General features: G+C 68.6%; 25 protein-coding genes and 1 pseudogene. 17 read left to right on the top strand and 9 right to left on the bottom strand.

Annotation, left to right across the window (positions count from 1 at the left end; all coding sequences use genetic code 11):
• From E3T42_RS03620 to E3T42_RS03610, 3 genes are read left to right on the top strand one after another with little or no spacing between them, the layout of a single operon-like run.
• The gene (locus E3T42_RS03620; protein WP_134402459.1) at positions 1 to 813 is read left to right on the top strand and encodes an amino acid ABC transporter substrate-binding protein; all 813 of its coding nucleotides are present in this window, start codon (positions 1 to 3) and stop codon (positions 811 to 813) included.
• A gap of 25 nt (positions 814 to 838) precedes the next feature.
• A complete protein-coding gene (locus E3T42_RS03615) occupies positions 839 to 1,519 on the top strand; it encodes an amino acid ABC transporter permease (RefSeq protein WP_134365742.1) in 681 nt (226 codons plus the stop codon).
• Positions 1,506 to 2,285: an amino acid ABC transporter ATP-binding protein gene (locus E3T42_RS03610; protein ID WP_134365743.1), complete on the top strand. Its 780-nt coding sequence runs from the start codon at positions 1,506 to 1,508 to the stop codon at positions 2,283 to 2,285. Before E3T42_RS03615 ends, E3T42_RS03610 begins: the two co-directional genes overlap by 14 nt.
• Positions 2,286 to 2,314: 29 nt before the next feature.
• Here E3T42_RS03610 and E3T42_RS03605 read toward each other — a convergent pair whose 3' ends face one another.
• Positions 2,315 to 3,343, bottom strand: coding sequence for a TerC/Alx family metal homeostasis membrane protein (locus E3T42_RS03605; protein ID WP_134365744.1), 1,029 nt, complete (start codon positions 3,341 to 3,343; stop codon positions 2,315 to 2,317).
• A 70-nt stretch (positions 3,344 to 3,413) separates the two neighbouring features.
• Here E3T42_RS03605 and E3T42_RS03600 point away from each other — a divergent pair, with 70 nt between their 5' ends.
• On the top strand, positions 3,414 to 4,103 hold the full coding sequence (locus E3T42_RS03600) for a Pr6Pr family membrane protein (protein ID WP_134365745.1): 690 nt from the start codon (positions 3,414 to 3,416) through the stop codon (positions 4,101 to 4,103).
• A 144-nt stretch (positions 4,104 to 4,247) separates the two neighbouring features.
• Here E3T42_RS03600 and E3T42_RS03595 read toward each other — a convergent pair.
• Together E3T42_RS03595 and E3T42_RS03590 are read right to left on the bottom strand one after the other, a co-directional pair.
• Positions 4,248 to 4,478, bottom strand: a pseudogene (locus E3T42_RS03595) (winged helix-turn-helix domain-containing protein); the annotation flags it as partial.
• The gene (locus E3T42_RS03590; RefSeq protein ID WP_134402458.1) at positions 4,475 to 5,509 is read right to left on the bottom strand and encodes a TerC family protein; all 1,035 of its coding nucleotides are present in this window, start codon (positions 5,507 to 5,509) and stop codon (positions 4,475 to 4,477) included. The pseudogene E3T42_RS03595 and the gene E3T42_RS03590, both read right to left, overlap by 4 nt.
• A 233-nt stretch (positions 5,510 to 5,742) precedes the next feature.
• Between E3T42_RS03590 and E3T42_RS03585 the strand changes: the two genes are divergently transcribed.
• Positions 5,743 to 6,294: a cupin domain-containing protein gene (locus E3T42_RS03585; RefSeq protein WP_134402457.1), complete on the top strand. Its 552-nt coding sequence runs from the start codon at positions 5,743 to 5,745 to the stop codon at positions 6,292 to 6,294.
• Between the two features lie 95 nt (positions 6,295 to 6,389).
• Positions 6,390 to 7,211: an HNH endonuclease family protein gene (locus E3T42_RS03580; protein ID WP_241975806.1), complete on the top strand. Its 822-nt coding sequence runs from the start codon at positions 6,390 to 6,392 to the stop codon at positions 7,209 to 7,211.
• Between the two features lie 29 nt (positions 7,212 to 7,240).
• Here E3T42_RS03580 and E3T42_RS03575 read toward each other — a convergent pair whose 3' ends face one another.
• Complete coding sequence (locus tag E3T42_RS03575; protein ID WP_134402456.1) at positions 7,241 to 10,300, bottom strand: AAA family ATPase; 3,060 nt, start codon at positions 10,298 to 10,300, stop codon at positions 7,241 to 7,243.
• Positions 10,297 to 11,523, bottom strand: a complete 1,227-nt coding sequence (locus E3T42_RS03570; RefSeq protein WP_134365749.1) for an exonuclease SbcCD subunit D — start codon at positions 11,521 to 11,523, stop codon at positions 10,297 to 10,299. Before E3T42_RS03570 ends, E3T42_RS03575 begins: the two co-directional genes overlap by 4 nt.
• Here E3T42_RS03570 and E3T42_RS16630 point away from each other — a divergent pair.
• The 8 genes from E3T42_RS16630 to E3T42_RS03535 all read left to right on the top strand — a co-directional run bounded on the left by E3T42_RS16630 (position 11,522) and on the right by E3T42_RS03535 (position 19,095).
• Positions 11,522 to 11,680 carry a hypothetical protein gene (locus E3T42_RS16630; protein ID WP_160140984.1) on the top strand — a complete coding sequence of 53 codons (159 nt, stop codon included), beginning with the start codon at positions 11,522 to 11,524 and terminating at the stop codon, positions 11,678 to 11,680. The two genes, E3T42_RS03570 and E3T42_RS16630, sit on opposite strands and share 2 nt — an antisense overlap.
• A 59-nt stretch (positions 11,681 to 11,739) precedes the next feature.
• The gene (locus E3T42_RS03565) at positions 11,740 to 12,528 is read left to right on the top strand and encodes a DeoR/GlpR family DNA-binding transcription regulator (RefSeq protein WP_134365750.1); all 789 of its coding nucleotides are present in this window, start codon (positions 11,740 to 11,742) and stop codon (positions 12,526 to 12,528) included.
• The gene (locus tag E3T42_RS03560) at positions 12,525 to 13,496 is read left to right on the top strand and encodes a 1-phosphofructokinase family hexose kinase (protein WP_134365751.1); all 972 of its coding nucleotides are present in this window, start codon (positions 12,525 to 12,527) and stop codon (positions 13,494 to 13,496) included. Before E3T42_RS03565 ends, E3T42_RS03560 begins: the two co-directional genes overlap by 4 nt.
• Positions 13,493 to 15,493 (top strand): fructose-specific PTS transporter subunit EIIC, encoded by a 2,001-nt coding sequence (locus E3T42_RS03555; protein WP_134365752.1) that lies wholly within the window; start codon positions 13,493 to 13,495, stop codon positions 15,491 to 15,493. Before E3T42_RS03560 ends, E3T42_RS03555 begins: the two co-directional genes overlap by 4 nt.
• A gap of 46 nt (positions 15,494 to 15,539) precedes the next feature.
• Positions 15,540 to 17,225 (top strand): phosphoenolpyruvate--protein phosphotransferase, encoded by a 1,686-nt coding sequence (ptsP, locus tag E3T42_RS03550; RefSeq protein WP_134365753.1) that lies wholly within the window; start codon positions 15,540 to 15,542, stop codon positions 17,223 to 17,225.
• A gap of 101 nt (positions 17,226 to 17,326) precedes the next feature.
• Positions 17,327 to 17,605, top strand: a complete 279-nt coding sequence (locus E3T42_RS03545; protein WP_134365754.1) for an HPr family phosphocarrier protein — start codon at positions 17,327 to 17,329, stop codon at positions 17,603 to 17,605.
• 273 nt (positions 17,606 to 17,878) lie between these two features.
• Entirely contained in the window at positions 17,879 to 18,082 is a 204-nt protein-coding gene (locus E3T42_RS03540; RefSeq protein WP_134365763.1) for a hypothetical protein, read from the top strand.
• Positions 18,083 to 18,084: 2 nt separating this feature from the next.
• Positions 18,085 to 19,095 (top strand): FHA domain-containing protein, encoded by a 1,011-nt coding sequence (locus E3T42_RS03535; protein ID WP_174776675.1) that lies wholly within the window; start codon positions 18,085 to 18,087, stop codon positions 19,093 to 19,095.
• A 221-nt stretch (positions 19,096 to 19,316) separates the two neighbouring features.
• On the opposite strand, the gene E3T42_RS03530 is transcribed toward E3T42_RS03535, so the two are convergent.
• Positions 19,317 to 20,999, bottom strand: coding sequence for a DHA2 family efflux MFS transporter permease subunit (locus E3T42_RS03530; RefSeq protein ID WP_134402455.1), 1,683 nt, complete (start codon positions 20,997 to 20,999; stop codon positions 19,317 to 19,319).
• On the bottom strand, positions 20,996 to 21,805 hold the full coding sequence (locus tag E3T42_RS03525) for a TspO/MBR family protein (protein ID WP_134402454.1): 810 nt from the start codon (positions 21,803 to 21,805) through the stop codon (positions 20,996 to 20,998). Before E3T42_RS03525 ends, E3T42_RS03530 begins: the two co-directional genes overlap by 4 nt.
• Positions 21,806 to 21,862: 57 nt before the next feature.
• Here E3T42_RS03525 and E3T42_RS03520 point away from each other — a divergent pair, with 57 nt between their 5' ends.
• Positions 21,863 to 22,324 (top strand): MarR family winged helix-turn-helix transcriptional regulator, encoded by a 462-nt coding sequence (locus E3T42_RS03520; RefSeq protein WP_198415973.1) that lies wholly within the window; start codon positions 21,863 to 21,865, stop codon positions 22,322 to 22,324.
• 7 nt (positions 22,325 to 22,331) lie between these two features.
• On the opposite strand, the gene E3T42_RS03515 is transcribed toward E3T42_RS03520, so the two are convergent.
• Positions 22,332 to 23,690, bottom strand: a complete 1,359-nt coding sequence (locus tag E3T42_RS03515) for an LCP family protein (protein ID WP_134365757.1) — start codon at positions 23,688 to 23,690, stop codon at positions 22,332 to 22,334.
• A 38-nt stretch (positions 23,691 to 23,728) separates the two neighbouring features.
• On the opposite strand from E3T42_RS03515, the gene E3T42_RS03510 reads away from it, so the two are divergent.
• Both E3T42_RS03510 and E3T42_RS17210 read left to right on the top strand, forming a co-directional pair.
• The gene (locus E3T42_RS03510; RefSeq protein ID WP_134365758.1) at positions 23,729 to 24,115 is read left to right on the top strand and encodes a VOC family protein; all 387 of its coding nucleotides are present in this window, start codon (positions 23,729 to 23,731) and stop codon (positions 24,113 to 24,115) included.
• Positions 24,116 to 24,140: 25 nt separating this feature from the next.
• Positions 24,141 to 24,302, top strand: coding sequence for a dienelactone hydrolase family protein (locus E3T42_RS17210; protein WP_241975805.1), 162 nt, complete (start codon positions 24,141 to 24,143; stop codon positions 24,300 to 24,302).
• A 19-nt stretch (positions 24,303 to 24,321) separates the two neighbouring features.
• Here E3T42_RS17210 and E3T42_RS03500 read toward each other — a convergent pair whose 3' ends face one another.
• Complete coding sequence (locus tag E3T42_RS03500; protein WP_134365760.1) at positions 24,322 to 25,029, bottom strand: HAD-IA family hydrolase; 708 nt, start codon at positions 25,027 to 25,029, stop codon at positions 24,322 to 24,324.
• Between the last annotated feature and the right edge of the window lie 45 nt (positions 25,030 to 25,074).

Raw genomic sequence — 25,074 nt, 5'->3', positions numbered from 1 at the left:
ATGAAGCTCAAGATCATGTCGGCAGTCCTTTTCACAGCGATCGCCGTTTCGCTGGCCGGCTGCTCCACCGGCGGGGACACTGACTCCGACAAGACCGCCGGGGCGGACACGTCCCTCTCCGCCGTGCAGAAGTCCGGCACGCTCACCGTCGGCACCGAGGGAACCTACCGCCCGTTCACGTTCCACGAGAACGGGTCGGGCAAGCTGACCGGATTCGACGTCGAGGTGGTCGAAGCCGTCGCCGGCAAGCTCGGCGTCAAGGCCAAGTTCGAGGAAACCCAGTGGGACGGCATCTTCGCCGGCCTCGAGGCCGGCCGCTTCGACGTGATCGCCAACCAGGTCTCGATCACCCAAGAGCGCACCGCCAAGTACGAGTTCTCCACGCCGTACACGTACTCGACGGGCGTGATCGTGGTCAAGAGCGACAACACGTCCATCACCTCCTTCAAGACCCTGTCGGGCAAGACCTCGGCGCAGTCGCTGACCAGCAACTGGAACACCCTGGCCACCGAGAGCGGCGCCAACGTGCAGGCCGTCGAAGGCTGGGCCCAGTCGGTGGCACTGGTCGAGCAGGGCCGCGTCGACGCGACCGTGAACGACAACCTGACCTACCTGGACTACAAGAAGCAGACCGGTGCCGCCGGTCTCAAGGTGGCCGCGAACACCGACGAGAAGTCCGAGTCCGCATTGGCCTTCATCAAGGGCAGCACGGCGCTTAAGACCGCCGCGGACAAGGCCCTGGCCGAGCTGACCGCGGACGGGACCCTGGCGAAGATCTCCGAGAAGTACTTCGGGACCGACGTCTCCAAGTAACCGCCTCGGCTGACGAGGCGTACCGATGAACGAGACCGCGACCCAGTCCGCCTGGGACCTTTTTTTGACCTCCCTGGGACCGATCGCGCAGGGAGCCGTCACGGGAACCATCCCGCTGGCCCTGGCATCCTTCGCGATCGGGCTCTCGCTGGCCCTCGGGCTGGCCCTGATGCGCCTATCCCGGCGCCGCTGGGTGTCCGGCATCGCCCGCGTCTACATCTCCATCATTCGCGGAACGCCCCTGCTGGTGCAGCTGTTCGTGATCTTCTACGGCCTGCCGTCGCTGGGCATCCTGATCGACCCGTGGCCGAGCGCGGTGGTCGCGTTCTCGCTGAACGTGGGCGGGTATGCGGCCGAAGTGATCCGCGCGGCGATCCTCTCGGTTCCGAAAGGACAGTGGGAGGCCGCATACATGATCGGGATGTCGCACCGGCGCGCGCTGACCCGGATCATCCTGCCCCAGGCCGCCCGGGTGTCCGTCCCTCCCCTGTCGAACACCTTCATCAGCCTGGTCAAGGACACCTCCCTGGCCTCCCTGATCCTGGTCACGGAGCTGTTCCGCCAGGCCCAGGAGGTGGCCGCGTTCAGCCAGGAGTTCATGCTGTTGTACCTGGAAGCGGCACTGGTGTACTGGGTGATCTGCCTGGCCCTGTCGTCGGTGCAGAGCATCCTCGAGAAGCGATTGGACCGCTATGTCGCCCACTGACCAGCCCGTTCCCGACGCCCTGCTGCGGGTGCGCGGCCTGCGGAAGAACTTCGGCACGAACCGGGTGCTCGAATCGATCGACCTCACGGTCGGGCGCGGCCAGGTGCTCGCCCTGATCGGCCCGTCCGGTTCGGGGAAAACGACCATCCTGCGCTGCCTGAACGGCCTCGAGCTGGCCGACGGCGGCACGATCGATGTGGGTGGCGAGGTGTCCGTCTCGTTCGACCCGCCCCCGACGAAGAAGCAGCTCACGGCGTTGCGGGACCGCTCGGCCATGGTCTTCCAGCACTACAACCTGTTCCCGCACAAGACCGTGCTGGAAAACGTGCTCGAGGGGCCCGTCGTGGTGCAGCGGCGGCCGAAGGCCGAGGTGACGGCCGAGGCAATCGCCCTGCTCGAGCGCGTGGGCCTCGGCGACAAGACGGACAGCTACCCGTTCGAACTCTCCGGCGGCCAGCAACAGCGCGTCGGGATCGTACGCGCGCTCGCGCTGCGACCGCAGCTGCTGCTCTTCGACGAGCCCACCTCGTCGCTGGACCCCGAACTCGTCGGCGACGTGCTGCGCCTGATCAAGGAGCTGGCGGTGGAGGGCTGGAGCATGGTGATCGTCACTCACGAGCTCGAATTCGCCCGCGAGGTAGCCACCGAGGTGGCGTTCGTCGACGGCGGCACCGTTGTCGAGCACGGCGATCCGAAGCAGGTTCTTCGCGAGCCGAAAGAGGAACGCACCCGCCAGTTCCTGCACCGGCTGTTGTTCCCGTTCTAGACCACCGGCCGGCGTCTGAAATCCGCCCGCTAGCTCTGGTGCTCGGGGTCGTGCTTATTCGCTGGTTCCGCGACGGTCTGATCCGCTGCCCGGAGTGAGCCGGCATGAGCCCGCGCCGTGGGATCCTGCCGCGTCTTGATCAGGCTCGCAACCGTGGTCACGGTCAAGACCACACCGATGACGATCAGGCTGAGGTTCGTGCTGATCTCCGGCACGCGGGCGTCCAGGCCGTGTCCCCAGTGCAGAACGAGTTTCACACCGATGAAGGCCAGGATGAGGGACAGGCCCGTCGACAGGTAGACCAGCCGGTCGAGGAGCCCCTTGACGAGGAAGAACAGCGCCCGGAGCCCGAGCAGTGCGAAGGCGTTGGCCGTGAAGACGATGTAGGCCTCGTCGGTGATTCCGAAGATCGCCGGGATCGAGTCGAGTGCGAACAACAGGTCGGTGCTGCCAATGGCTATCAGCACGATGAACAGCGGTGTCACCGCTCGGCGGCCAGCGCTTCGCGAGAACATCCTTCCGCCGTCATAGTCGTCGGTGACGGTCAGGCCCCGGCGGGCCACCCGGACCAGCACGTTGTCCTGCACGTCGGGGTCGACATTGCGGTGCCGGTACAGCTGTACGGCCGTGAAGATCAATACCAGACCGAAGATCAGGAACATGAATGAGAACAGCGAGAGCAGTGCGGCGCCCAAGGCGATGAAGATCGCCCGCAAAATGAGTGCCAGCACGATCCCGAAGATAAGAACCTTCTGCTGGTATTTTTCCGGGACGGCGAAGGTCGACATGATGATCACGAATACGAAGAGGTTGTCGATGGACAGGCTCTTCTCAACGATGTAACCGGCGAAGTATTCAGCGCCGAAGCCCCAGCCCACCTGCGCCGCGAAAACGAGGCCGAACAGGATCGCGACCGCGATGTACAGCACGGACGAGAGTGCGGCCTCCCGAAACCTGACAACGTGCGGCCGAGCGATGGCCAGGCCCAGGTCCAGCGCGAGCAGAACCAGAATGACTGCGATGGTGAGCGCCCAGCGGAGCGCGGTTACTTCCAGCAATGGTGACCTTCCTGTCGTATCCCCGGTGAGAATTTTTTCCCCATCTCGGCGGCATTATTCTTCTTCAGTGATGTCAACAGCGATTTCTCCGGTGGTCTCCGACTCAACATCGCCCGCCCCCTTCCGGCGCCTCGCCGGTCTGCTGCGGATCGGCATGGGCCTGCTGCTTCTCGCGAGCATTGCCACGCAGGTCACGGACCAGCTCTGGAACGATGCCTTCGTGGCCACCGAGTACTTCGGCTATTTCACCATCCAGTCCAGCCTGATGAACGTCGTCGTGCTCCTCGTGGGCGGTTCCCTCGCCCTGCGCCGAAGGCTGGATCCCCAGCTCCTGACCGGAGTACGGATGTCGGTGCTCACCTACGCGGTGGTCACCGGAGCCGTGTACAACGCTCTGTTGCGCAACGTCGTCTCCGACGGGTTCACCGGGATCGCCTGGCCCAACGAGGTGCTGCACGTCTGGGCGCCGATCTTCATCGCGCTGGACTGGATACTCTCCCCGGGGCGCCCCGCCCTGGCCTGGAAGCGCCTCGGTCTGGCCCTGATCTATCCGCTGGCCTGGGTGGCCTACGCCGTGGTGCGGGGCAACCTGACCGGCTTCTACACCTACCCCTTCCTCGACCCAGGCCAGCCGGGCGGCTACCTCGCGGTGGCGCTCTACGTGCTCGGCATCGCGGCCTTCATCACCGCTCTCGCCGCGGCCGCGATCGCCGAGAGCCGGTTCCGTTCCCCTGCGTTCCGGGCCGACACCACGGCCTGATCGGCTCAACTGAGTCCGTTCGGCGGGCGCGAACGTGCCGAACACCGCGATCATCTCGTCCACGCTGTGCGCCGCGGTCGATGGATGCCGGAACGGCCGGTTCCGCTCGATGCTGTAGTGGTTGCGCCGCCCGACCCGTTCACGCCGGATGTACCCGGCCTCGACCAGGTCGGCCAGGATGCTCAGTGCCGCCCGGGACGACACCCCCACCGTGTCCGCGAGCTCCTGCACCCGGGCATCGGGGTTCGCCGCGATGGCGAGGAGCAGGTGCGCGTGGTGAGTCAGGAACGTCCACCGTGTGTCGGGGGGAGGCCGGCGGTCCGCCGGGGACAGTGACGGGGCAGGGGACGGAGACCGGGCCGGGATCTGTGTCATCGTCTCGTCTCACTTTCGGTTCTTCTCGGTCGGATCCACCAGACCGGCTCGAGTTCGGCCAGTTCGTCCGGAGTGGCCAGCCGGAATGCCCCGGCCGGAACCGCCTCGACGCTGCGGCGGCCCTGTCCCCGCGTGGCCCGCAGACTCAGCAGGATCGACACCAGGAGGATCGCCACGATCACGGCCAGCGATACCGTCGTGGGGATGTAGAAGACGTCGAGCAGCAGCATCTTGACACCCACCCAGACCAGCACCAGGGCGAGGCCGATCTTCAGGTAGACGAAGCGGTGCATGAGGTCCGCGAGCAGGAAGTACATGGCGCGGAGCCCGAGGATCGCGAACGCGTTGGCTGTGAAGACGATGAACGGTTCGTTGGTGACCGCGAAGATGGCGGGGATGGAGTCCACGGCGAACACGACATCCGTCACCTCGACGAGCACGAGGACGGCCAGCAGCGGCGTCGCGAGCAGGATGCCGTTCCTGCGCACGAGGAAGCGCTGGCCATGGAAGGCGTTGGTCATCGGGATGAAACGGCGGAAGAGACGCAGCACCGGCGACTTCTCCGGATGTGCTTGTTCGGCGCGCGTCTTGATCATGCGGTAGCCGGTGTAGATCAGGAACGCGGCGAAGACATACAGGATCCAGGAGAAGTTCTCGATCAGCACGGCGCCGGCGGCGATGAAGCCGCCGCGTAGCACGAGGGCGCCCACCACGCCGAGGAACAGCACTCGGTGCCGGTATTCCCGCGGCACCGCGAAGGCCGCGAAGATGATCGCCCAGACGAAGACGTTGTCCACCGCGAGGGATTTCTCGATCAGGTAGCCGGCGAAGTATTGCTGACCGAATTCGGCTCCGGCGGTGATCCAGACCACCAGCCCGAAGCCGATACCGATCAGCACCCAGACGACGGACCAGGCTGCGGCTTCCCGCACCCGGATCACGTGCGCCTTGCGATGGGCGAACAGGTCGATGGCGAGCATCGCTAGGATGATGCCGAAGACGCCCAGCCAGGCGGAGAGAGAAACGTCCATGGGGAGAGTGATGCCTTCCAGTCAGGTGCGCCAACTGGAGGTCTGGTCCGGCCGCGGTGGCCCGTGCGGCCGGGTTTCGATCACGAAACCGTAGTGACGACCACACGCTGAGGATTACTCCCCTCCTGCAATTAGTGAAGCATGCTTCACCTGTCGGATCAAGCAACGGCATCAAACGACGTTGAAAGGCCCCGGCTCGGCGACTATGGTGCGTTCAAACAGGGAGGTCGCCCATGAAGGGTTTCGTTCAGGACATCAAGGATCTTGCCGGTCAGAATTCGGATTTTCGCCGCGTTCTCTACACCGGCAGCGGGCTGCAGCTGGTGGTGATGTCACTCAAGCCCGGCGAAGACATCGGCGAGGAGGTGCACGATGACCGGGACCAGTTCTTCCTCGTCGAGAAAGGCCGGGGAGAGATCTGGATTGACGGCATCACCACCGAAATCCGTCGGAGCATGGGCATGGTGGTTCCCGCCGGGGCGCGGCACAACGTGTTGAACACCGGGGGCAAGAAGCTCCGGCTGGTCACTGTGTACGGGCCGCCTCAGCATGCCGACGGCACCGTGCACGCGACCAGGGAAGACGCCGAGTCCGCCGAGGAAAGCTTCGACGGCACCACCACGGAGCGCGCGCGCGCCAAGGGCACGTCGGCCGGGAACAAAACGGCCGGGAAAGCGACCGCCGGGAAGACGACTGCTCGAAAGACGACTTCTCGAAAGACGACTTCTCGAAAGACGACCGCCGGGAAGGCAAGCATCGGCAAGACGAGCGCCGACACCGAGTAGTCGAGTGCCCGCGCTTCATCCTGTGCTGGGTGAGGCGCGTGGTCATCCGGTCATTATCGCTACCGGTAGGGTCGAAAGCCGACCCTGGGGGAACCGTGCGAAACTCGCTGCACCACGTCGGCCGGGCCCGACGGCGTTCGCGGCTGCGGCCGGGCCTGACCGTGCTCGTGGCCCTGCCCCTGCTGATTCTCGCGCTGGCGATCGCAGCCGGGAACACCGGGAACCCGGGCGCCCCGGCCGCGAGCTCGGCGTCGCCCGCCGCCTCGGCCGTGGCCACTCCCGAGGCCACTGCGGCTTCACCCGGGGCCTCGGCGGCGGCCTCCCCCGCCGGCTCCGCCTCGGCGTTGCTCGCCACCCTGCCGGTGAAGGGAAAGGCCGCGAAGACGGGCTACGACCGCACCGGGGAGTTCGGGTCCGCCTGGCGGGACGTCGATCGAAACGGCTGCGACACCCGCAACGACATCCTCGCGCGGGATCTCACGGTGATCGTGACGTCCGGGCCCTGCAAGGTCATGAGCGGCCAGCTCCTGGCGCCGTACACCGGTCGGACCGTGGCCTTCGTGCGCGGCGAAACGACCTCGACACTCGTGCAGATCGACCACCTGGTGGCGCTGTCGAACGCCTGGCAGACCGGTGCCCAGCAGCTCACGCAGGACCAGCGGATCGCGCTGGCCAACGATCCCGTGAACCTGCTCGCGTCCGATGGCGCCTCCAACTCACAGAAGAGTGACGGCGACGCCGCCACCTGGCTGCCCGCAGCCTCGTCCTTTCGCTGCGAATACGTCGCCCGGCAGATTTCGGTCAAGGCCGCCTATGGCCTGTGGGTGGCCCCGGCCGAACATGACGCGATGGCGCGCGTGCTCGCGGCCTGCCCCGACCAGCAGGCCTACGCCGACACGCCCGCGCCCGCGTTCTGACCCCGGCCCCGGCTCACGCTTGCCACTGACTACACCGGCACGAGACCGTCGTCGATCTCGCTGTAACCCTGATCGGTGACGGTGATGACCAGCTTGGCCGGGATCTGCTCCTTCATCGAGTCGACGTGGCTGATCAGGCCGATGGTACGGCCACCGGCGCGGAGCCCGTCCAGGGTGCTCATGGCCGTCTCCAGCGTGGCGCTGTCGAGGGAACCGAACCCTTCGTCGACGAAAAGGGTGTCCAGGGCGATGCCGCCGGCCTGGTTCGACACCACCTCGGCCAGACCCAGGGCCAGCGCGAGCGAGGCGAGGAAGGTCTCACCCCCGGAGAGCGAGTGGGTGGGCCGGGCTCGCCCGGTGTGCGCGTCGCGGATCATCAGCCCGAGGCCGGACTGGTTGCCCCGGTACTGCAGCGAATCATCGTGCTCGAGGCAGTAACGGCCGCCGGTCATGGTGCGCAACCGGTTGTTGGCCGCCGCGATGATCTCCTCGAGCTGCGCGGCGAGGACGTAGGTCTCCAGGCGCATCCGTTTGGTGTTCGGTTCATCCCCGTGCACCGCGGCAGCCAGCTCGCGGACCCGCGTGTGGGTGGCGAGGAGCTCGGCCCCGGCGTCGAAGTGCGCCGCGGCGTCCGCGACCAGCCCGGCCATGACGGCCACCCGCTCGTCCAGCGACCCGCGGGCGGCCACGGCCTCGTCTCGGGCGTCGGCGGCGGCCGCGAGGGCGATGCGGGACGGTTCCAGATCGGTCCGGCCGTCGGGGAGGCCGACGATCTCCGGCTCGGCGAGCACGGCGCGCGACGCCGCCAGCTCGTCGTCGTGGCGCCGGATCGCCGCCTCCAACGTCGCAATGGCGGCCTCGTCCAGGCGAGCGGTGACCGCGGCCGCCTGGTCGGTGAAACCTTCCTGCGCCAGCTGCGCGTGTATGACGTTGAGAGCTGACTTCCGTGCGTTGTCCCGTTCGAGGCTGCGGGCCAGGGCCTCGTCCAGGGTGCGCGCGGCGTCGAGTCGGGCGCGCAGGGCCAGTGCCCGGTGCGTGACGGATGCGAAGTCGCCGCGATGGGCTTCGACCCGCTCGTCGATGGCCAGGCGCTGGCTGCGGCGCTCGGCCAGGGTCGTGGCCGCCTCGTCACGGGCGAGTCGCAGGTCCGCCAGTGACCGCCCCGCCTCCTCGAGGTCGGCCCGCAGCCGGCTCTTGTCGCGGCCCAGGCTCTCGGCGCGTTCGGCCGCGGCCTCGGCTTCGGCCAGCGCCGCCTCAGCCGTGATGATGACGGCGGCCAGTTCGTGGGCGCTCCCTTCGCCGGCACGGATTCCGGCCAGCGCGAGAGCAGTGGTGACCGAACCGATTCGGGCGTGGCTGCGGTCGAGTCCGGCCTGGGCCAGCGCCATCCGCGCACGAGCGGCCTCGAGGTCGCGCTCGGTGACCGGTTCGCCGTCGCCGACGGCGGGGACGGGATGCACGCTCGAGCCGCAGACGACGCAGGGCGCCCCGTCGACGAGCTGCAGGGCCAACTCCGCGGCATGACCGGCCAGTCGCCGATCACCGAGGTCCTGATAGTGCACCGCGGCCTCGGTGTTCTCCCGGGCGGTGGCGGCGTCGGCCACCAGGGCAGCCGCGAGATCGGCGTCAAGGGCTCGCACCTCTTCCGCCGCGGTCTGGGCGGCGAGCGCAGCCTGCACGAGTGCACGGGCCTCCGGTTCGCGTGCTGCCGTCCGAACCGCAGCGGCCAGTTCCCGGTCGATCCCGTCGAGCCGGTCGGGCAGCAGGTCGAGTTGCTCCTGCGTCGCATAGACGGCCGCCGTGTGGCGGCCGAGCCGAGCCGCCAGGTCGGCGAGGTCACCGTCGAGCCCCGGCAGTCGTTGTTCAGCGAGGACGACGTCGTCCAGCGAGCCCAGTTGACCGAGAAGGACTTCGATCGTGGTGCCGAGGCTCTTCCGCGTGGAGGCGGCGACCCGATCGGCCGGGATGGGCGCGCCGCCCGGAGCCGGGGAATCCCCGGCCGTGTCCGGGTCGTCCTGGAACGGTTGCCAGGCCTGACGTGCGGCCCGCTCCGCGGCCAGGGCGAGGTCACGGGCGTCATCGGCGGCCTGCAGGGCCAGGAGCTGAGGCCAGACCTTTGCCGCCCGGTTCGCGGATTGCACGGCGCCCCGGTCTGAGGCCACCCCGGGCTCGCGTTCATGCAGCAGAGTGAGGGACGACAGGGCACCGTCCCGGCGATCCTGTCGTTTGCGCAGGTCGCCCTGCGCCTGGTGGTGAGCCGTCGCGGCGGCGAGTGCAGCCGCAGATCGGTCTGCCGTCACGGCGGCGGCCCGGTGCAGGGCGCCGAGTTCGTCCCGGGCGGCGTCGAACCAGTCGCGGTCGGGGTTCTGCGGCACGTCCTCACGTTGGAGCTGCCGCGCCGCGGTGCCGGAAAGCCCGGCCAGCCGTTGCCGCACCGATTCCAGAGCGTCGCCGAGCAGCTTGCGCCGGCCCTGGAGGTCCGTCTCCACTCTCTCAAAGCGTGCCGTGCCGAAGAGTGTGCGGAGCACGGCACGGCGGTCGTCCGTCTTGGCCAGGAGGAACCGCTGGAACCGGTTCTGGGCCAGCAGGATGACCTGCAGGAACTGGTCCTGCTTGAGGGGAAGGATCCGCGCCAGCTCATGTCCGACGTCGACGGGGCGGGTGGCGATGCTGCGCCAGCCGGCACCGTCAGCAGCACCGTCAGCAGCACCGCTGTCACCAACGCGGTCGAACACGTCGAGGCGGGCGTCGGGCTGCGACATGGTGGTGCCCACCCCGCGCTTTTTGTTCTTCTCGTATCGGGGCGTGCGGTAGATGCGGTAATTCTGGCCGTTCAGGCCGAATTCGAGCTCGACGAAGGTGAGGTCGTCGGGGTCGCAATGGTCGCTGCGCAGCTGGGATTCGGTGCCCTCATAGCGCGGCACGCTGGCGTACAGGGCGAAGCAGACCGCGTCGAGGATGCTGGACTTGCCCGCCCCTGTTTTTCCGCTGATCAGGAATATTCCGTCGGCATCGAACCGCTGGAAGTCGATCACCTGTTCGTTCTTGTAGGGACCGAAACCGGCGATCCGCAAGCGCTTGATCTTCATTCCGTCACCTCCAGGAGGTCTCTCGCGGCGAGGATTTCGGCGACGAGATCACGCTCGAAATCCGTCTGGCCGACCCCGTTGCGCACGAACTCGAGAAATCCCGCCACGATCTCGTGGTCGTTCTGGCGATAGATGCGCTCCCCGTAGGTCGCGACCTCTGACTGCACGACGATGAAGGGCCGGTGCTCGAGGGTGACGCAGTGCGGGAAACGCTTCTGCAGTCGCCGCATTCCATCGAGGGGCCGAACCTGGTCGGTCAGGATCGCCGACACCCAGTCATCCGTGAACTCATCGAACGAGTCGTCGGTAAGCAACGCGTCGATCTCACCGGTGAGCACGCTGAGGCGGCGGGGCACGGGCAGGTCGACCCACTCGATCTGCGCCTCGTGGCCGCCGCGCCCGTCACCGGGCCCGAGGTCGACCAGCCAGCCGCCGCGGGGCTTGCCGGCCTCGGAGAACGAGTAGTGCAGTGGTGCTCCCGAGTAGCGCACCCGGTCGTTGAGGACGGCCCGGCCGTGGATGTGGCCGAGGGCGACGTAGTCGGGACCGACGGACTTCGCGCCGTCATTTATGAATCCGTCGTTAATGAATACCGGGTTGGTAAACACCGAGACCGGCACGAGGTCGAGCCCGCCGGCGGTGATGTCGCGCTCGACGTCGGTCGCCTCGGCTACCGCGACTCCGGCCGCGAAACAGTGGCTGAGGACGACCGAGCGGCCGCCCCGCACGGCGAGGTCGGCGCGGATGCGGCGCATCACGAAGGTGAGCACCTGCTCGTGCGTCTTGAGCGTCTCGTCCGGGTAGAGGTGTCGGATCAACGCCGGCTCGAGGTAAGGGATGCCGTAGAAGTGCACGGGGCCATGCTCGTCCTGCAGGGTGACGGGCTCGAGGAATTGTTCCGGCCGGGTCACCACGTGGATGCCGGCCAGCCGGGCCCACTCGGATTGGAAGCCCAGCCGGGTCGCCGAATCGTGGTTTCCGCTGGTCATGACCACCTGGGCGCCGGCCTCCCGGATCTCGCGGAGCGCCGCCGCGAGCAGGGTGTAGCTGTCGGCGGAGGGCATCGCCGAGTCGAAGATGTCGCCGGCGACGGCAACCACATCGATCCGGTGGTCCCGCACGGCCTGGACCAGGGCGTCGAGGACCTGACGCAGGTGCCCCAGGGTCGAATGCGTGTGGAAGGTTCGCCCGATGTGCCAGTCAGAAGTGTGCAGGATCTTCATGCTCTTCACGGTAGTGCCGACCACTGACACCGGCCGCACGCCTGCCGATCCGGGGCCCATCGCCGTGCAGGCGGCAGGCGAAAATCGCCCCGGGACAGCCACTTCTTTGTTTATCTGCGTTTTGCTTGACAAGCAAAAACAAACACAGGTACGGTAGAGCCATTGAAGTCCCGTGGTCCCCGCCACAACCGTTTCATACATCGTCGAGGAGGACAAATGTTCGCTGAAGAGCGCCAGGCCCTGATCGCCGATCTGGTGTCCAGTTCGAGCCGGGTCACGGTCAGCGAGCTGGCCACCCGCTTCGACATCACCCCCGAAACGGTGCGCCGAGACCTGACCACCCTGGAGGGCGCCCGCCAGTTGCGCCGCGTTCACGGCGGTGCCGTGGCCCTCGACCGGCAGAGCATGTCGGAGCCGAGCCTCGAAGAGCGCCGGACCCAGCACCATGATGAGAAGATGCGGATCGCGGCCGCAGCCCTCGCGCTGATCCCGGCCAGCCAGACCGGGTCGATCCTGCTCGACGCCGGTACGACCACCGAACTCCTCGCCGACCTCCTGGTCGACTGGGCCCCGGCCGAACTGGACGACGAACTGCTCGTCATCACCAACGCGGTCCCCATCGCCACCAAGCTCGCCTTGAACGACGACATCCAGCTCTATATCCTCGGCGGCCGCGTGCGCGGCCTCACCCGCGCCGTCGTCGGCCCCAGCACCATCGCCCAGCTCGACGCCCTGCGGCCCGACATCGCCTTCATCGGCGCCAACGGCGTGCACTCCGATTTCGGATTCAGCACCCCGGATGCCGTCGAGGCCGCAGTGAAAACAGCCATCGTCCGTTCGGCCCGCCGCGTTGTCGCGCTGGCCGATTCCTCCAAGCTCGACAAGGAAACCCTGATGCGCTTCGCCGCCCTGGGTGAAATCGACGTGCTGATCACGGACGCCTCCCCATCATTCGAACTTGCCGCAGCCCTGGCCGCGGCCGACGTTGAGGTTGTGATCGCGTGATCATCACGCTTACCCCTAATCCAAGCCTGGATCGCACGATCGAGCTGAGCGGGCCCCTGGCGCGCGGCGAGGTGCAACGCGCCGGCTCCTCCCACGAGGAACCGGGCGGCAAGGGCGTGAACATCGTTCGCGCACTCGAGGCATCCGGCATCCTGAGCCTCGCCATCCTGCCGGGCGACGATATGGACCCGGTCCTGGTCGCCCTGCGCGCCGACGGTGTCCCGCACCTCGGAATGCCGATCGGCGCCACGATCCGCAGCAACGTGGCCATCACCGAGCCCGACGGCACCACCACCAAGGTCAACGTGCCCGGGCCGGTCCTGACCCCCGCCCAGCAGGCCGCCCTGATCGAGCTCGTGCTGGAGAAGGCCGAAGGGGCCAGCTGGCTGGTCCTGGCCGGCTCCCTGCCGCCCGGGGTGCCGGTGGACTTCTACGCCAGGATCACCCGCGAGCTGCGCACCCGCTTCGGCACGAGCGCCCCGAAGGTGGCCGTCGACTCCTCGGGAGCGCCGCTGGCCGCCGCCGTGACCGCCGGCCCTGACCTGATCAAGCCCAATGCGGAGGAGCTCGCCGAGCTCACCGGCATCCCCGACCCGGACAGCCTCGAGGGCAACCCCGAACTCGTGGCCCGGGCCGCGCAGCGCCTCGTCGCCGGCGGGGTCGGCGCCGTGCTGGCCACCCTCGGTTCCAAGGGTGCCGTGCTGGTGACCGCCGATGGGGCCTGGCTGGCCCAGACCCCGCCGATGGTGGCGGTCAGCACGGTCGGCGCCGGGGACTCGTCCCTCGCCGGATACCTGCTCAGCACCAGCGCCGGGGAACCCGCCCCCGACTCCCTTCGTCAGGCAGCCGCCCATGGGGCAGCCGCCGCGTCTTTGCCCGGATCAACCGTTCCGGCACTGAACCAAACCAAACCGGGCGACGTCACCGTGACGACGCTTGTTACCCATCCAAAGGAGGATGTCCAGTGAGTGCACTGATCACGCCGGAGCTCGTTGCTCTGGATAAGAATCTCGGAGCCGCGCCCTCGAGCGTAATCCGGCATCTTGCCGAGCTCGTCGTCGGCGCCGGCCGAGCCACCGAGATTGAGGGCCTCTACGCGGATGCCCTCGCCCGCGAAGCGAAGACCGCCACCGGGATTCCGGGCGGCATCGCAATTCCTCATTGCCGCTCAGAGGCCGTTTCCGAGCCGACGCTGGCCCTGGCCCGGTTGACCTCCCCGGTCGACTTCGGCGCCAAGGACGGCCCCGCCGACCTCGTCTTCCTGATCGCAGCCCCCGCGGGAGCCGACCAGGACCACCTTAAAATCCTGGCCAAGCTGGCTCGCTCGCTGATGAAGGCCGACTTCACCGCCGCACTGCGCGCGGCGAAGACGCAGGCCGAGATCGTCGAGCTGGTCACCAACGTCGTCGCCCCCGTCGGAGTCACCGTCGGCGCGTCCGCAAACGTGGGCAGCACGCCGTCCGCGGCCACCGGGGTCAAGCGCCTCGTCGCCGTCACCGCCTGCCCGACCGGCATCGCGCACACCTACATGGCTGCCGAGTCCCTCGCCGCCGCGGCCAAGGCCGCCGGCGTGGACATGCAGGTCGAGACGCAGGGTTCCGCCGGCCTCACGATGCTTGACGCGTCCGTGATCGCCGCGGCCGATGCCGTCATCTTCGCGGTCGACGTGGACGTTCGCGGTCGCGAGCGTTTCGCCGGCAAGCCCGTCATCCAGGTGCCCGTGAAGCGCGGCATCGACGAACCGGCCAAGCTCATCCAGGATGCGCTGGCCGCGGCACAGAACCCCAATGCCCGCCGCGTCGGCGGCACCGTCGGTGCGGCCGAGGCCGAGGAGACCAACGAGCACTTCGGCCAGAAGGTCAAGCGCGCCCTGCTCACCGGTGTCAGCTACATGATCCCGTTCGTCGCCGGTGGAGGCCTGCTGATCGCACTCGGCTTCCTCCTCGGAGGCTACGAGATCACCAAGGTCGCCGACACGGTGACGCTGCAGAACAGTCTGTTCAACCTGCCTGACGGCGGAATGCTCACCTACCTGGGAGCCGTCTTCTTCAAGATCGGCGCCCTGTCGATGGGCTTCCTGGTTCCGGCCCTGGCCGGTTACATCGCCTACGCGATCGCCGACCGCCCCGGAATCGCCCCCGGTTTCGTCGCCGGTGCCGTTGCCGGGTTCATGGGTGCCGGCTTCCTCGGCGGCATCGCCGGTGGTCTGCTGGCCGGTGTCGCAGCCGCCAGCTTCGCGAAGCTCGACGTTCCGCGCTGGCTCCGCAGCCTGATGCCCGTCGTCATCATCCCGCTGGTCGCGTCGATCGTCGCCTCGGGCCTGATGTTCCTGGTTCTCGGTGGCCCCATCGCGCTGCTGAGCACCGCGCTGAACGAGTGGCTGTCCGGCATGACCGGCGCCTCCGCCATCCTGCTCGGCCTGATCCTGGGCCTCATGATGGGCTTCGACCTCGGTGGCCCGGTCAACAAGGTGGCCTACGCCTTCGCCGTCGCCGGCCTCGGTACGGCCACCATGGCCAACCAGGCGCCGTGGCAGGTCATGGCCGCGGTCATGGCCGCCGGCATGGTTCCGCCGCTCGCCATGGCTCTGGCCACGGTGCTCGACCGCCGACTGTTCAGCGTCGCTGAGCGGGAAAACGGCAAGGCGGCCTGGCTGCTGGGTGCGTCCTTCATCTCCGAAGGCGCCATCCCGTTCGCTGCAGCAGACGTGCTCCGCGTGATCCCGGCCTGCATGGTCGGCGCCGGTGTCACAGGCGCTCTCTCGATGGCCTGGGGTGTCACCTCGAAGGCTCCCCACGGTGGCGTGTTCGTGTTCTTCGCCATCGACAGCTTCGCGCTCTTCGCCCTGGCCATCGCGATCGGAACCGTTGTCGCGGCCCTGCTCGTGATCGCTCTGAAGCGCTACGCCCGCAGGACACCGCTGGTCACCACGGATGCAACCGTGCCCGCACTGACCAACGCGTAGCATCAAGAGCGCAGTAGTTTCGCTGCGCGAGAATAGAGGTTATACCGTGCAAAATTTCACCGGCGTCGGCGTAAGCCCCGGCCGAATCATCGGATCCGTCAGGCAAATGCCGAAACCGATCAGCGAACCCCCGGCTGGCGACCGGCTGGATCCGTCGAAATCGGCGGATGAGGCGACCGGCGAATTACGCGCCGCGGCCAAGACGGTGCAGGCCGAGCTGCAGCGCCGCGCCGAAGCCGCCACGGGTGCCAGCAAGTCGGTCCTCGAAGCCACCGCGCTGATGGCCACCGACCCGATGCTGATTAAAGCCGCAGTGAAATTAGTCGCGACCGGAACGTCTACCGAACGGGCCATCTGGGAGTCCGGCGCATCCGTCGCTGAGATGCTGCACAACCTCGGCGGTTACATGGCCGAACGGGCCACGGATGTCCTTGACGTCCGAGCCCGGATCGTCGCCGAACTGCGCGGGGTCACCGCGCCCGGGATCCCCCACTCGGACGTTCCCTTTATTCTCGTTGCCGAAGACCTGGCCCCCGCCGACACGGCGACCCTGGACCCGAAGAAGGTCCTCGGACTGGTCACCAGCGGCGGCGGACCGCAGTCGCACACCGCGATCATCGCGCGCGCCCTCGGCCTGCCGGCCGTCGTCGCGGCGGTCGGCGTCGACGCCCTCGCCGACGGCACCGAGGTCTATGTGGACGGGGCCGCCGGCACCCTCCAGGTCGGTCCGGGTGACGAACAGCGCAAGGCCGTCGAGGCGTGGGAGCACGTCGCGGCCAGCCTGTCCGTGTTCGACGGCAACGGTGCCACCGCTGATGGCCACCTCGTTCCCATCCTGGCCAACGTGGGCGGGGCCGCGGACGCGGTCAAGGCCGCTGAAGCCGGAGCGCAGGGTGTCGGTCTGCTCCGCACCGAGTTCTGCTTCCTCGAACGCGACACCGAACCCACCATCGACGAGCAGGTCGTCGCCTACCGGGGCGTGTTCGACGCGTTCCCCGGCAAGAAGGTCGTCGTGCGCACGCTCGACGCCGGCGCCGACAAGCCGCTGCCGTTCCTCACCGACAGCACGGAGCCCAACCCGTCGCTCGGCGTTCGCGGCTACCGCACCGACATGACCAGCCCCGGCGTGCTCAAGCGCCAGCTCACGGCCATCGCGACCGCCGCCGAGGCGTCCTCCGCCGTGGTCTGGGTGATGGCCCCGATGATCGCCACGGTCGACGAGGCCGCCGACTTCGCGGCCATGTGCCGCGTTGCCGGGCTGAAGACCCCCGGCGTCATGGTGGAGGTTCCCTCCGCGGCCCTCCGCTCGGCGAGCATCCTGACCGAAGCCGAATTCGTCAGCCTCGGCACGAACGACCTGACCCAGTACGCGATGGCCGCGGACCGGCAGCTCGGCACGCTCGCGGCGCTGAACTCGCCCTGGCAGCCCGCCGTGCTGCAGCTGATCCAGCTTACCGTCGCCGGGTCGATCGCCGAAGGCCACAACAAGCCCGTGGGTGTGTGCGGCGAAGCCGCGGCCGACCCCGTGCTCGCCGTGGTGCTCGTCGGACTGGGCGTCGCAACCCTGTCGATGACATCCCGCTCGATGTCAGCCGTCGGTGCCGTGCTCAAGTCCGTGACGCTCGAAGAGGCCCAGGGGCTCGCCGAACTCGCACTCTCGGCACGCAACGCCGACGAGGCGCGTACGCGGGTGCGCGCCGGATTGCCCATACTGGAAGAGCTGGGACTCTGACCGCTCGCCGGCCATCCGTCGCAGCAGCAGAACACAGAGCAACACTGTGAGCATCACCATCGGCGGGCCTTACCCTCGCCGAGCACCAATGAGGAGGAAGAATGTCCGAACGTAAAGCCACCATTGCGAGCCGCGTTGGCCTGCACGCCCGCCCCGCGTCCATCTTCGCGGCCGCGGTCGGCGAACAGACCACTGAGGTCACGATCGGCCTGGAGACCGACCCGGCCGAAGACGCCATGGACGCCTCGAGCATCCTGTCGCTGATGAGCCTGGGCGCCTCCAATGGCGACGTCGTGGTTCTTCGCGCCGAGGGCGACGGATCCGACGAGGTGCTCGAAGCACTCGTGAAGATCCTGGAAACGGACCTCGACGCCGAGTAGCACCCCGCGCCGCCGGCGCGACGAAACCGAAAAGAGCACCCTCGCCACGAGGGTGCTTTTTTTGTTTCGGCATCAGCCGGAACAGGTCACGCGCGGGTCTTCCCCCGGCGGTCACCCTTGACTAGGGTTGCCCGTACACGCGGCGGACGAGACCCTGAGCGGCCGCCCGATTCCCTGCAGACGAGCGAGAAGGAACCAACCGTGACTGACAGCCAGAACCCCGCAGCCGCCCCCAGCGTCACCGGCCCCGCCACCGGCCCGGACGCACACAACATCAAGGACTGGACCGACCTCGGCAAGGAGATGTGGTCCTATCTCACCGGCAAGAGCGCCGTGATCAACTACAAGTTCATCGATATGACCGTCGAGGTGCCGCGCGACATCGGGCCGGACGCCCCGCGCGCCACCTGGAAGCTGAACGGGACGCTGCAAGTCACCACCAGTGAGGGCTCCGGCACCGAACCGCTCGCGCCGTAGCGATGAGTCCCTCCACGCGCCTGGATATCGACCTGGCGTTCTCCCTGGTGGGGCCGGGTGCGGCCTCGTCCCCGGAGCCCGGCGCCGCCCCGGCTGCCGGCCCCGCAGCGCCGTCCGAGCCCGCCGAGCAGATGAACGGCACCATCACCGCCCGCGGACTGCACGTCGAGGTCTTCTCGAGCAAGCCCGAACTCTTCGTGCGGGCCAGAACGACGAAGCTGAAAGACATCCGTGGCCTGGCCGCCGACCTGGCCGAGCGGGGGCTGACCGTCTCCGTGTCGGGGCCGGACGGTTTGATCATCCGTCTCGGCGCCGTGCGCGCGCCGGTCATCCAACGTCTGCTGACCGGCTCAGCGCATATCGCACTCGGCAGCCGGGCCGCCCTGGTTCCCCTGCTGCGCCGACGGAGCGCGGGAGCCGCGGATGCCCCGTCGTTCCCGCTCCCGCCGCCGACTCTGTTGCCGCTGGTGCCCACCTTCGACCGCAGGATCCGGCGCAGGATCACGACGACGCACTACGCGGCGGGGGCAGGCCGGCCCCGGCTGATCTTCGTCGTCGGTTCCGAGAACTGGAACGGGCAGATGCCGCGCGAGTTCGACCTGCTGCCGGGCACCACCACGATCGGTTCGGCGCCGGATGCCGACCTGCAGCTGCAGGGCCTCCAGCCTTTCCACGCCGAGATCCGCCACGATGAGAACGACGAATACGTCCTGTACCCGCTCGGCGAGGTGTCCGGCGGCGCCCGGCGGGAGTCCCCTCCGGACCAGGCCGGCGCCGGGCAGGTGCTGCGGACCGGGGCTCGGATCGAAATGGGGCCGTGGCGGATGGCGTTCTTCCGGGAGGAATATGCCGACCACGGCCGCCCCTACGGCGGTCGCCTGGGCGGTGAGCTGTCGTACCAGAAGCCGCAGCCCAGCCGCCGCAGCACCCCGCCCCAACCGCCGGCGTCCGCCCAGCCCGCGGATGCCGCGCCACCCGCCGGTGCCGCCCCGGTCGACGATTCCGAAATCTGAGGTCTCTCGGCAGAGGCGGCGCCGCCGTCTCGACGCGCGGCGGCCGGGCCCTGCGTCGAACCAATTCGACGGAGATACTGCCCTAAAAACCCGGATCCGGGCGGTTCCGGACCGATTTGGGCAAAATCTCCGTCGAATTCGTTAGGGCGTGGGGCTCCCACGCGTGCGGGGGATGTGCGGGAGACGCGCGGGGCTGGCTCGCGAGGCCAGCCGAGGCAGGCCTAGAGGGGCTCGCCCGAGGTTCGGGCCGCCGGGACGGATGCGCCGGGCGCCGGCTCCGGCTGCTCGCGGGGCTCGTGGTGCGGCGCCGTTCCGGACAGGCGCAGGGTGGCCAGGAAGCCGAGCACGAGGAACCCCGCCGCGGCGAAGGCCGAGTAACGGGTGCCGTCGCTGAAGGCCTCCCGCGCGGCATCCGCCACGGCCGGGCTCTGCGCCTCCAGGGCCGGGATCGCGGAGCCGGCGCTGTCCACGACCGCGTCCACGATCTGGGTCTGCGTCTGGGCCGGCAGACCCGGCACAGAGGACAGCTTCTCGTCGAGCGAGGCCCCGACCGCGGTGAACAGCACGGTGCCGAGCACCGCGATGCCCAGCGCAGACCCGATCTGCCGGGCGGTGCTGGAGGTGCCGGAGCCCTGGCCGCTCTGGGACACCGGCACATCCTTGAGCACCACGCCGGTCAGCTGGGCGGTGGCCAGGCCGACGCCCATTCCGTAGACGAACAGGAACGGCACGACCACCAGCCAGGTGGCATCCGCCGTGATGACGAGGCCGAGCCCGGTGACACCGATGATCTCCGCAACGATGCCCATGCGCACGATCGTCTCCGGTGAAGTCTTGTTGCCGAACGCGCCCGACAGCCCGCTGGCCACGAAGGAGCCCATCGCGAGCGCGAGCAGCACGAACCCGGTCTGCAGGGCGTCGTAGCCGAGCACGTTCTGCAGCCAGAGCGGCAGCGAGAGGATAATGCCGAATTCGCCGAGCGACACGATCATGGCGGCGATGTTGCCGTTGCGGAACGACGGGATCGCGAACAGGGAGAAGGCGAGCAGGGTGGTCTTGCCGACCCGCTGGCGGTAGAGCCCCCAGTAGACGTACGCGACCCCGGAGAGAATCGTGAGCAGGAACACGAACGGGATGATGGACACCTCGTACGGCCAGGTCCAGTCGCCGACCGTCGGGGCATTGTTGGTGAGCCACCAGCCGTAGCTGCGGCCCTCGATCAGCCCGAAGACGAGCGAGGCGCTGGCGATGACCGAGAGGATGGCGCCGACCACGTCGACGCGGCGGGGCTCCCCCGCGTCCTTGGATTCGGCCACGAAAACCAGCACGCCGACGATGATGACGATCCCGAGCGGCACGTTGATGCCGAACGCCCACCGCCACGAGTAATACGTGGTCAGCCAGCCGCCGAGCAGCGGGCCGACGGCCACCATGCCGCCGATGGTCGAGCCCCAGATCGCGAACGCGATGCCGCGGTCCCGGCCGCGGAAGGTCGCGTTGATGATCGACAGCGACGTGGGCAGCACCATCGCGCCGCCGACGCCCTGCACCAGCCGGGCCAGGATGAGCAGGTCACCCGACTGCGAGAACGCGGCGAAGACGGATGCCGTGGCGAAGACGACCACGCCGAGGATCAGGATGCTGCGGCGCCCGAAGCGGTCCGCGAGGGTGCCGAACACGAGCAGGAGCGCTGCGAAGACGAGGGTGTAGCTCTCCTGCACCCACTGCACCTGGGTCGAGGTGATGGCCAGGTCGTCCACGATCGAGGGGATGGCGACGTTGATGATCGTGGAGTCGACGATGATCAGGGCCACCGCGACGCTGATGAAGACGAGGCCGAACCAGCGGCGGCGGGCCGCTGCGGCGGGCGAGGTGACGGCGGGGGCGGGGGCGGGGCCGGTCATGCGGATACCAATCCTTCTGTTGAGGCGAACGAGGAGCTGCGGATGCGGGCGAAGGCCGTGACGATCACGATCACGGCCACCGCGGCGATGGCCGCGATCGCGGTCGGGGTGGAGAGGAGGTAGCCGGTCAGCCGGGCGACGGCCACCCAGCCGAGGCCCCAGCAGAGCGAGGCGGCGGGGGCGAGCCGGCCACGGCCGTAGAGGGCGATCAGCACGCCGACCAGGCCGGCCACCGCGATCACCCCGACCCCCCAGACGTCGGAGCCGAGGCCGAAGCCGAAGAAGCCGGAGGCGACCAGCACGGCCGTCACGTTCGCGGCGGTCGCGACGCTGACCCAGCCGAGGTACAGGCCGACCGTGCCGTCGGCGACGATCGTCTCGATCAGGTTCTTCGGCCGCGACGCGAGGGTGAGCCGGAAGGCCCGGGTCAGCACGATCAGCAACAGCACGATCACGGGGACGCTGAGCACCAGAAGATCGAACTGGATGCTGAGGATCCAGGCGGCGTTCAGCACCAGCGAGGCCGCGATCGGGTAACCGAGGGCGCGCTGCCGGGCATCCGTCTTCTGCGCCGGCAGGAACTGCCAGATGGCGTAGGCGATGAGGCCGAGGTAGATCGGCGTCCAGATGCCGAATGCCGGGCCGCCGGGCGCGATCGGAGTCGCGTCCGCGGCGAGGGCACCGCCCGACGCGTTCTGGATCGGGGTTCCGCCGGCGGCGCCCGAGCCGATGAACGACCCCACGATGGCCAGGACGGCGCTGACCAGCACCACCGTCTGCCGCAGGCGATCGCTGCTCTGTTTCATTTCAGTCTCCTAGTAATCAGCTAGCTGATGACTTGACGCTAGCACTAGATTAGGGGCATGACCACACCTGATCCGGGACCTCCCGCGGAGAAGGAGCCGCTGACCGAGTCGATGGCCTGCTGGCCGACCGGACGCCTGCTCTCGACCGCCGCACGGCTGGTCGAACACGCCTGGGTGGAGGCCCTGGACCGGCTTGGACTCACCCACGCCGGCATGATCGCGCTGCACCTGCTCGGCTCGGGACCGCTCAGCCAGACCGAACTCGCGCACGCCGCCCGGGTGCAGACCCAGACCATGTCCCGCACCCTCGAACGGCTCGAACGGGAGGGCTACGTGGTGCGCACCCGGGACGAACACGACGCCCGGCGACACTCCGTGGCCCGAACGGATGCCGGCACCGCCGCCTGGGAGAAGTCGCGCACGCTGGAGGCGGACCTGTTTCCCGCGCTCGAGAACGCCGACGCGATGCGCGACACGCTGCTCCAGATCATCTCCGCTTCCTCCGCCCACCGCTGGTAGCACTCACCTAGTAGGACGCCTCCGAACAGGTTTGCTGCGCGGCGGTCTGGCCCCGGAGCCCCTCGAGCACCGCCGGGCTGGTCGGGGTCGGGGTCGGCGTGGGGGTCGGCGCCGGGGCCGGGCCCGAGACGGGGCCAGCCGACGGGTTGGTGCCGGGCAGGATCGACGGTGGCGCCGACGGGGCAGCCGACGCAGGGACCGACGTTGCGGGGGCGGTCGGCCCCGGGGACGCCTGGTCGAGCGTGGCACTGGGACCGAGCGCATCCGGCGCGAGTGCGAAGGATTCGTCGGCGGCGACCTTGCGGAATAGCTCAGTGGCGAGGTCCGGGGACGGCACGAGCTTGGCGCTGTTGTCCGGGTTGGGCTCCGAGGGGTACTGCACGAACACGATCCGGTCGAGGCTGATGTCCCGCAGCGCCAGCGCCATGCTCACCATGGTGGACATGTTCGCGAGCGAAGTGGAAAGCTTGAGGTTCTGGCCGGCGGCGGCGGACAGCCGAGACAGCTTGGGCAGGTCGGTCAGAGTGGAGTTGCTCTTCAGCACCCGCACGAGCGAGGACATGTAGGCCTGCTGCGAGGAGATCCGGGACAGGTCGCTGCCGTCTCCCACCCCGTGCCGGCTGCGGAGGTAGGACAGTGCGGTCTGGCCCGACACGACGCTCGGTCCGGCCGGGAGGTTCAGCCCGGTGAACGGGTCGTTGATGGGGTCGGTCAGGCAGATCGGCACGCCTCCCACCGCATCGGCCATGGCGACGGTGCCCTCGAACGAGATCAGCCCCGCGTAGGGGATCGACAGTCCGGTCAGGAGGCCGACCGTCGCGACCACGCATCCCAGACCGCCCCGGCCGAACGCCTCGTTGATCGGCTGGGCCGAGACCGCGCCCGCGACGTCGCCGGTGACCGGGTCGGTGCAGTCCGGTTGCGGGATGACGAGGTCCCGGGGAATGCTGACGACGACGGCGCTCCGGTGGTCCGCCGCCACGTGCAGCAGGATGTTCACGTCATTGAGCGTGCCGCCACGATCGCCGAAGGCCGCGCTCTGGTCGGCCGTGTTGTCGACCCCCACCATCAGCACGTTGAAGCCGCCGTCGAACGAGCCGAGCTGCGGGGCGGCGGCCCCGCGGCCATCCGTGCGGCCGTTGGAGATGTCGACCGCGTTCGCCGTGACATCGTTGGCGAATCGGGTCACCCACAACCCCGCCAGGACCGTGCCGCTGACCAACACGACCGCGAGGGTGCTCGCGGTGAACTCGAGCAACGGCAGCCCCGTGCTGTGCCAACGGGAGCGGCGCCGGTGCCGCACCGGAACGGTGCCGTGGCGGCGCCCCGGCTCGGCCAGTTCGTCGGGTTGCCCATCCGGAGCCACCGGTCCCTCCCGCCACTCGAGTATGCGAAACTGCGGAGATGCTCATCAACGGAGTGCACCACATCGCCATTATTGCCAGCGACTACGAAGTGTCCAAGGCCTTCTATCTCGAGATTCTGGGGTGCACCCTCGAAGCGGAGTACTACCGCGCCGAACGGGAGTCCTGGATGGGCAAACTCGCCCTGAACGGCCATTACCTGATCGAGTTGTTCTCGTTTCCGGACACCCCGCCCCGCCGCAGCGGACCCGAGGCGCTCGGGCTGCGCCACCTCGCGTTCGAGGTCGACGACGTGGCGGCGGCGCACGCCGAACTGCTGGGCAAGGATGTCGACTGCGAGGAGCTCCGGGTGGATCCCAACAACGGGAAGGCAATGTTCTTCTTCCGGGACCCCGACGGCCTGCCGCTGGAGGTCTACGAACGCTGACCCGGTTTCGGGGGCGATCGGTAGAGTGGCCCGCGCCATCGTCGCCTCCGCCCCGCAGGCGGAGTTGTTCCTGTATCCCGGTGATCAGCATTACTTCGCCGACAGTTCGTTGCCCTCCTACGATGCCGGCGCCGCCGAGCTCCTTCTGGAGCGGGTGATCGGTTTCCTGGGCAAGATCCCCGGGTGAGCAGCCGGGCCCGGGGCCGCTAGCGCGGCTCGACCAGGTGGAAGACCACTCCATCGTCCTGTACCGACACGCGCAGGCGGTCGAGACCGAGCACGACCAGGTCGGCCTCCAGTTCGGCGGCGAGGTGGGTGCCGACGACGCCGATCGTGGCGCAGCCGGCGGCGCGGGCCGCAGCGAGTCCGGCGGGGGCGTCCTCGACGACGACGCAGCGGGCCGGGTCGACGCCGAGACGTTCGGCCGCCAGCAGGAACGGCTCGGGGAACGGCTTGCCGCGGCTGGTGTCGTCGATGGTCACGACCGTGACCGGTGCGGAAAAGCCCGCGGCGTCCAGGCGCAGCAGGCAGAGTTCCCGGCCGCAGGACGTGACGATCGCCCGGCGGCCCTCGGGGATGCTCTGCATGAGTTCCGCCGCGCCGGCCAGGATCGTGACGCCATCCGTGTCGGCCAGTTCGAGCTCGGTCAGCCGCACGACGGATGTCTCGACCAGCTCCTCCGCCACCAGGGTCGCGATCATCTGACGTGCCGGTACGCCGTGCTCGGGCCCGGTGAACGACGGCCCGAGCCCGACCTCGGCGGCCCAGCGCAGCCAGGACCGGGTGACGGCCCGGGTGGAGTCGACCAGGGTGCCGTCCATGTCGAAGAGCACCGCCTGGAAGACCCGTCCCTCCAGGGCTTCCGTCACGTGGGGCACGGACGTGTCGAGCGGGGCGGTTCCTGGCTGCGTCATTCTGGTTCCATTCGTCTCTGGGTCGGTACCCCTCAAGTCTGCGCC

Source organism: Cryobacterium sp. TMT4-10 (assembly GCF_004403275.1).
GTDB lineage: Bacteria > Actinomycetota > Actinomycetes > Actinomycetales > Microbacteriaceae > Cryobacterium > Cryobacterium shii.
This window is presented reverse-complemented; position numbering and strand designations above follow the sequence as displayed.

Bases quoted from the DNA above. Each gene is read 5' to 3' on its own strand.
- E3T42_RS03620 (WP_134402459.1), top strand. From the start codon at position 1: ATGAAGCTCAAGATCATGTCGGCAGTCCTTTTCACAGCGATCGCCGTT.
- E3T42_RS03615 (WP_134365742.1), top strand. From the start codon at position 839: ATGAACGAGACCGCGACCCAGTCCGCCTGGGACCTTTTTTTGACCTCC.
- E3T42_RS03610 (WP_134365743.1), top strand. From the start codon at position 1,506: ATGTCGCCCACTGACCAGCCCGTTCCCGACGCCCTGCTGCGGGTGCGC.
- E3T42_RS03600 (WP_134365745.1), top strand. From the start codon at position 3,414: ATGTCAACAGCGATTTCTCCGGTGGTCTCCGACTCAACATCGCCCGCC.
- E3T42_RS03590 (WP_134402458.1), bottom strand. From the start codon at position 5,509: ATGGACGTTTCTCTCTCCGCCTGGCTGGGCGTCTTCGGCATCATCCTA.
- E3T42_RS03585 (WP_134402457.1), top strand. From the start codon at position 5,743: ATGAAGGGTTTCGTTCAGGACATCAAGGATCTTGCCGGTCAGAATTCG.
- E3T42_RS03575 (WP_134402456.1), bottom strand. From the start codon at position 10,300: ATGAAGATCAAGCGCTTGCGGATCGCCGGTTTCGGTCCCTACAAGAAC.
- E3T42_RS16630 (WP_160140984.1), top strand. From the start codon at position 11,522: ATGCTCTTCACGGTAGTGCCGACCACTGACACCGGCCGCACGCCTGCC.
- E3T42_RS03570 (WP_134365749.1), bottom strand. From the start codon at position 11,523: ATGAAGATCCTGCACACTTCTGACTGGCACATCGGGCGAACCTTCCAC.
- E3T42_RS03565 (WP_134365750.1), top strand. From the start codon at position 11,740: ATGTTCGCTGAAGAGCGCCAGGCCCTGATCGCCGATCTGGTGTCCAGT.
- E3T42_RS03545 (WP_134365754.1), top strand. From the start codon at position 17,327: ATGTCCGAACGTAAAGCCACCATTGCGAGCCGCGTTGGCCTGCACGCC.
- E3T42_RS03535 (WP_174776675.1), top strand. From the start codon at position 18,085: ATGAGTCCCTCCACGCGCCTGGATATCGACCTGGCGTTCTCCCTGGTG.
- E3T42_RS03530 (WP_134402455.1), bottom strand. From the start codon at position 20,999: ATGACCGGCCCCGCCCCCGCCCCCGCCGTCACCTCGCCCGCCGCAGCG.
- E3T42_RS03525 (WP_134402454.1), bottom strand. From the start codon at position 21,805: ATGAAACAGAGCAGCGATCGCCTGCGGCAGACGGTGGTGCTGGTCAGC.
- E3T42_RS03520 (WP_198415973.1), top strand. From the start codon at position 21,863: ATGACCACACCTGATCCGGGACCTCCCGCGGAGAAGGAGCCGCTGACC.
- E3T42_RS03510 (WP_134365758.1), top strand. From the start codon at position 23,729: ATGCTCATCAACGGAGTGCACCACATCGCCATTATTGCCAGCGACTAC.
- E3T42_RS03500 (WP_134365760.1), bottom strand. From the start codon at position 25,029: ATGACGCAGCCAGGAACCGCCCCGCTCGACACGTCCGTGCCCCACGTG.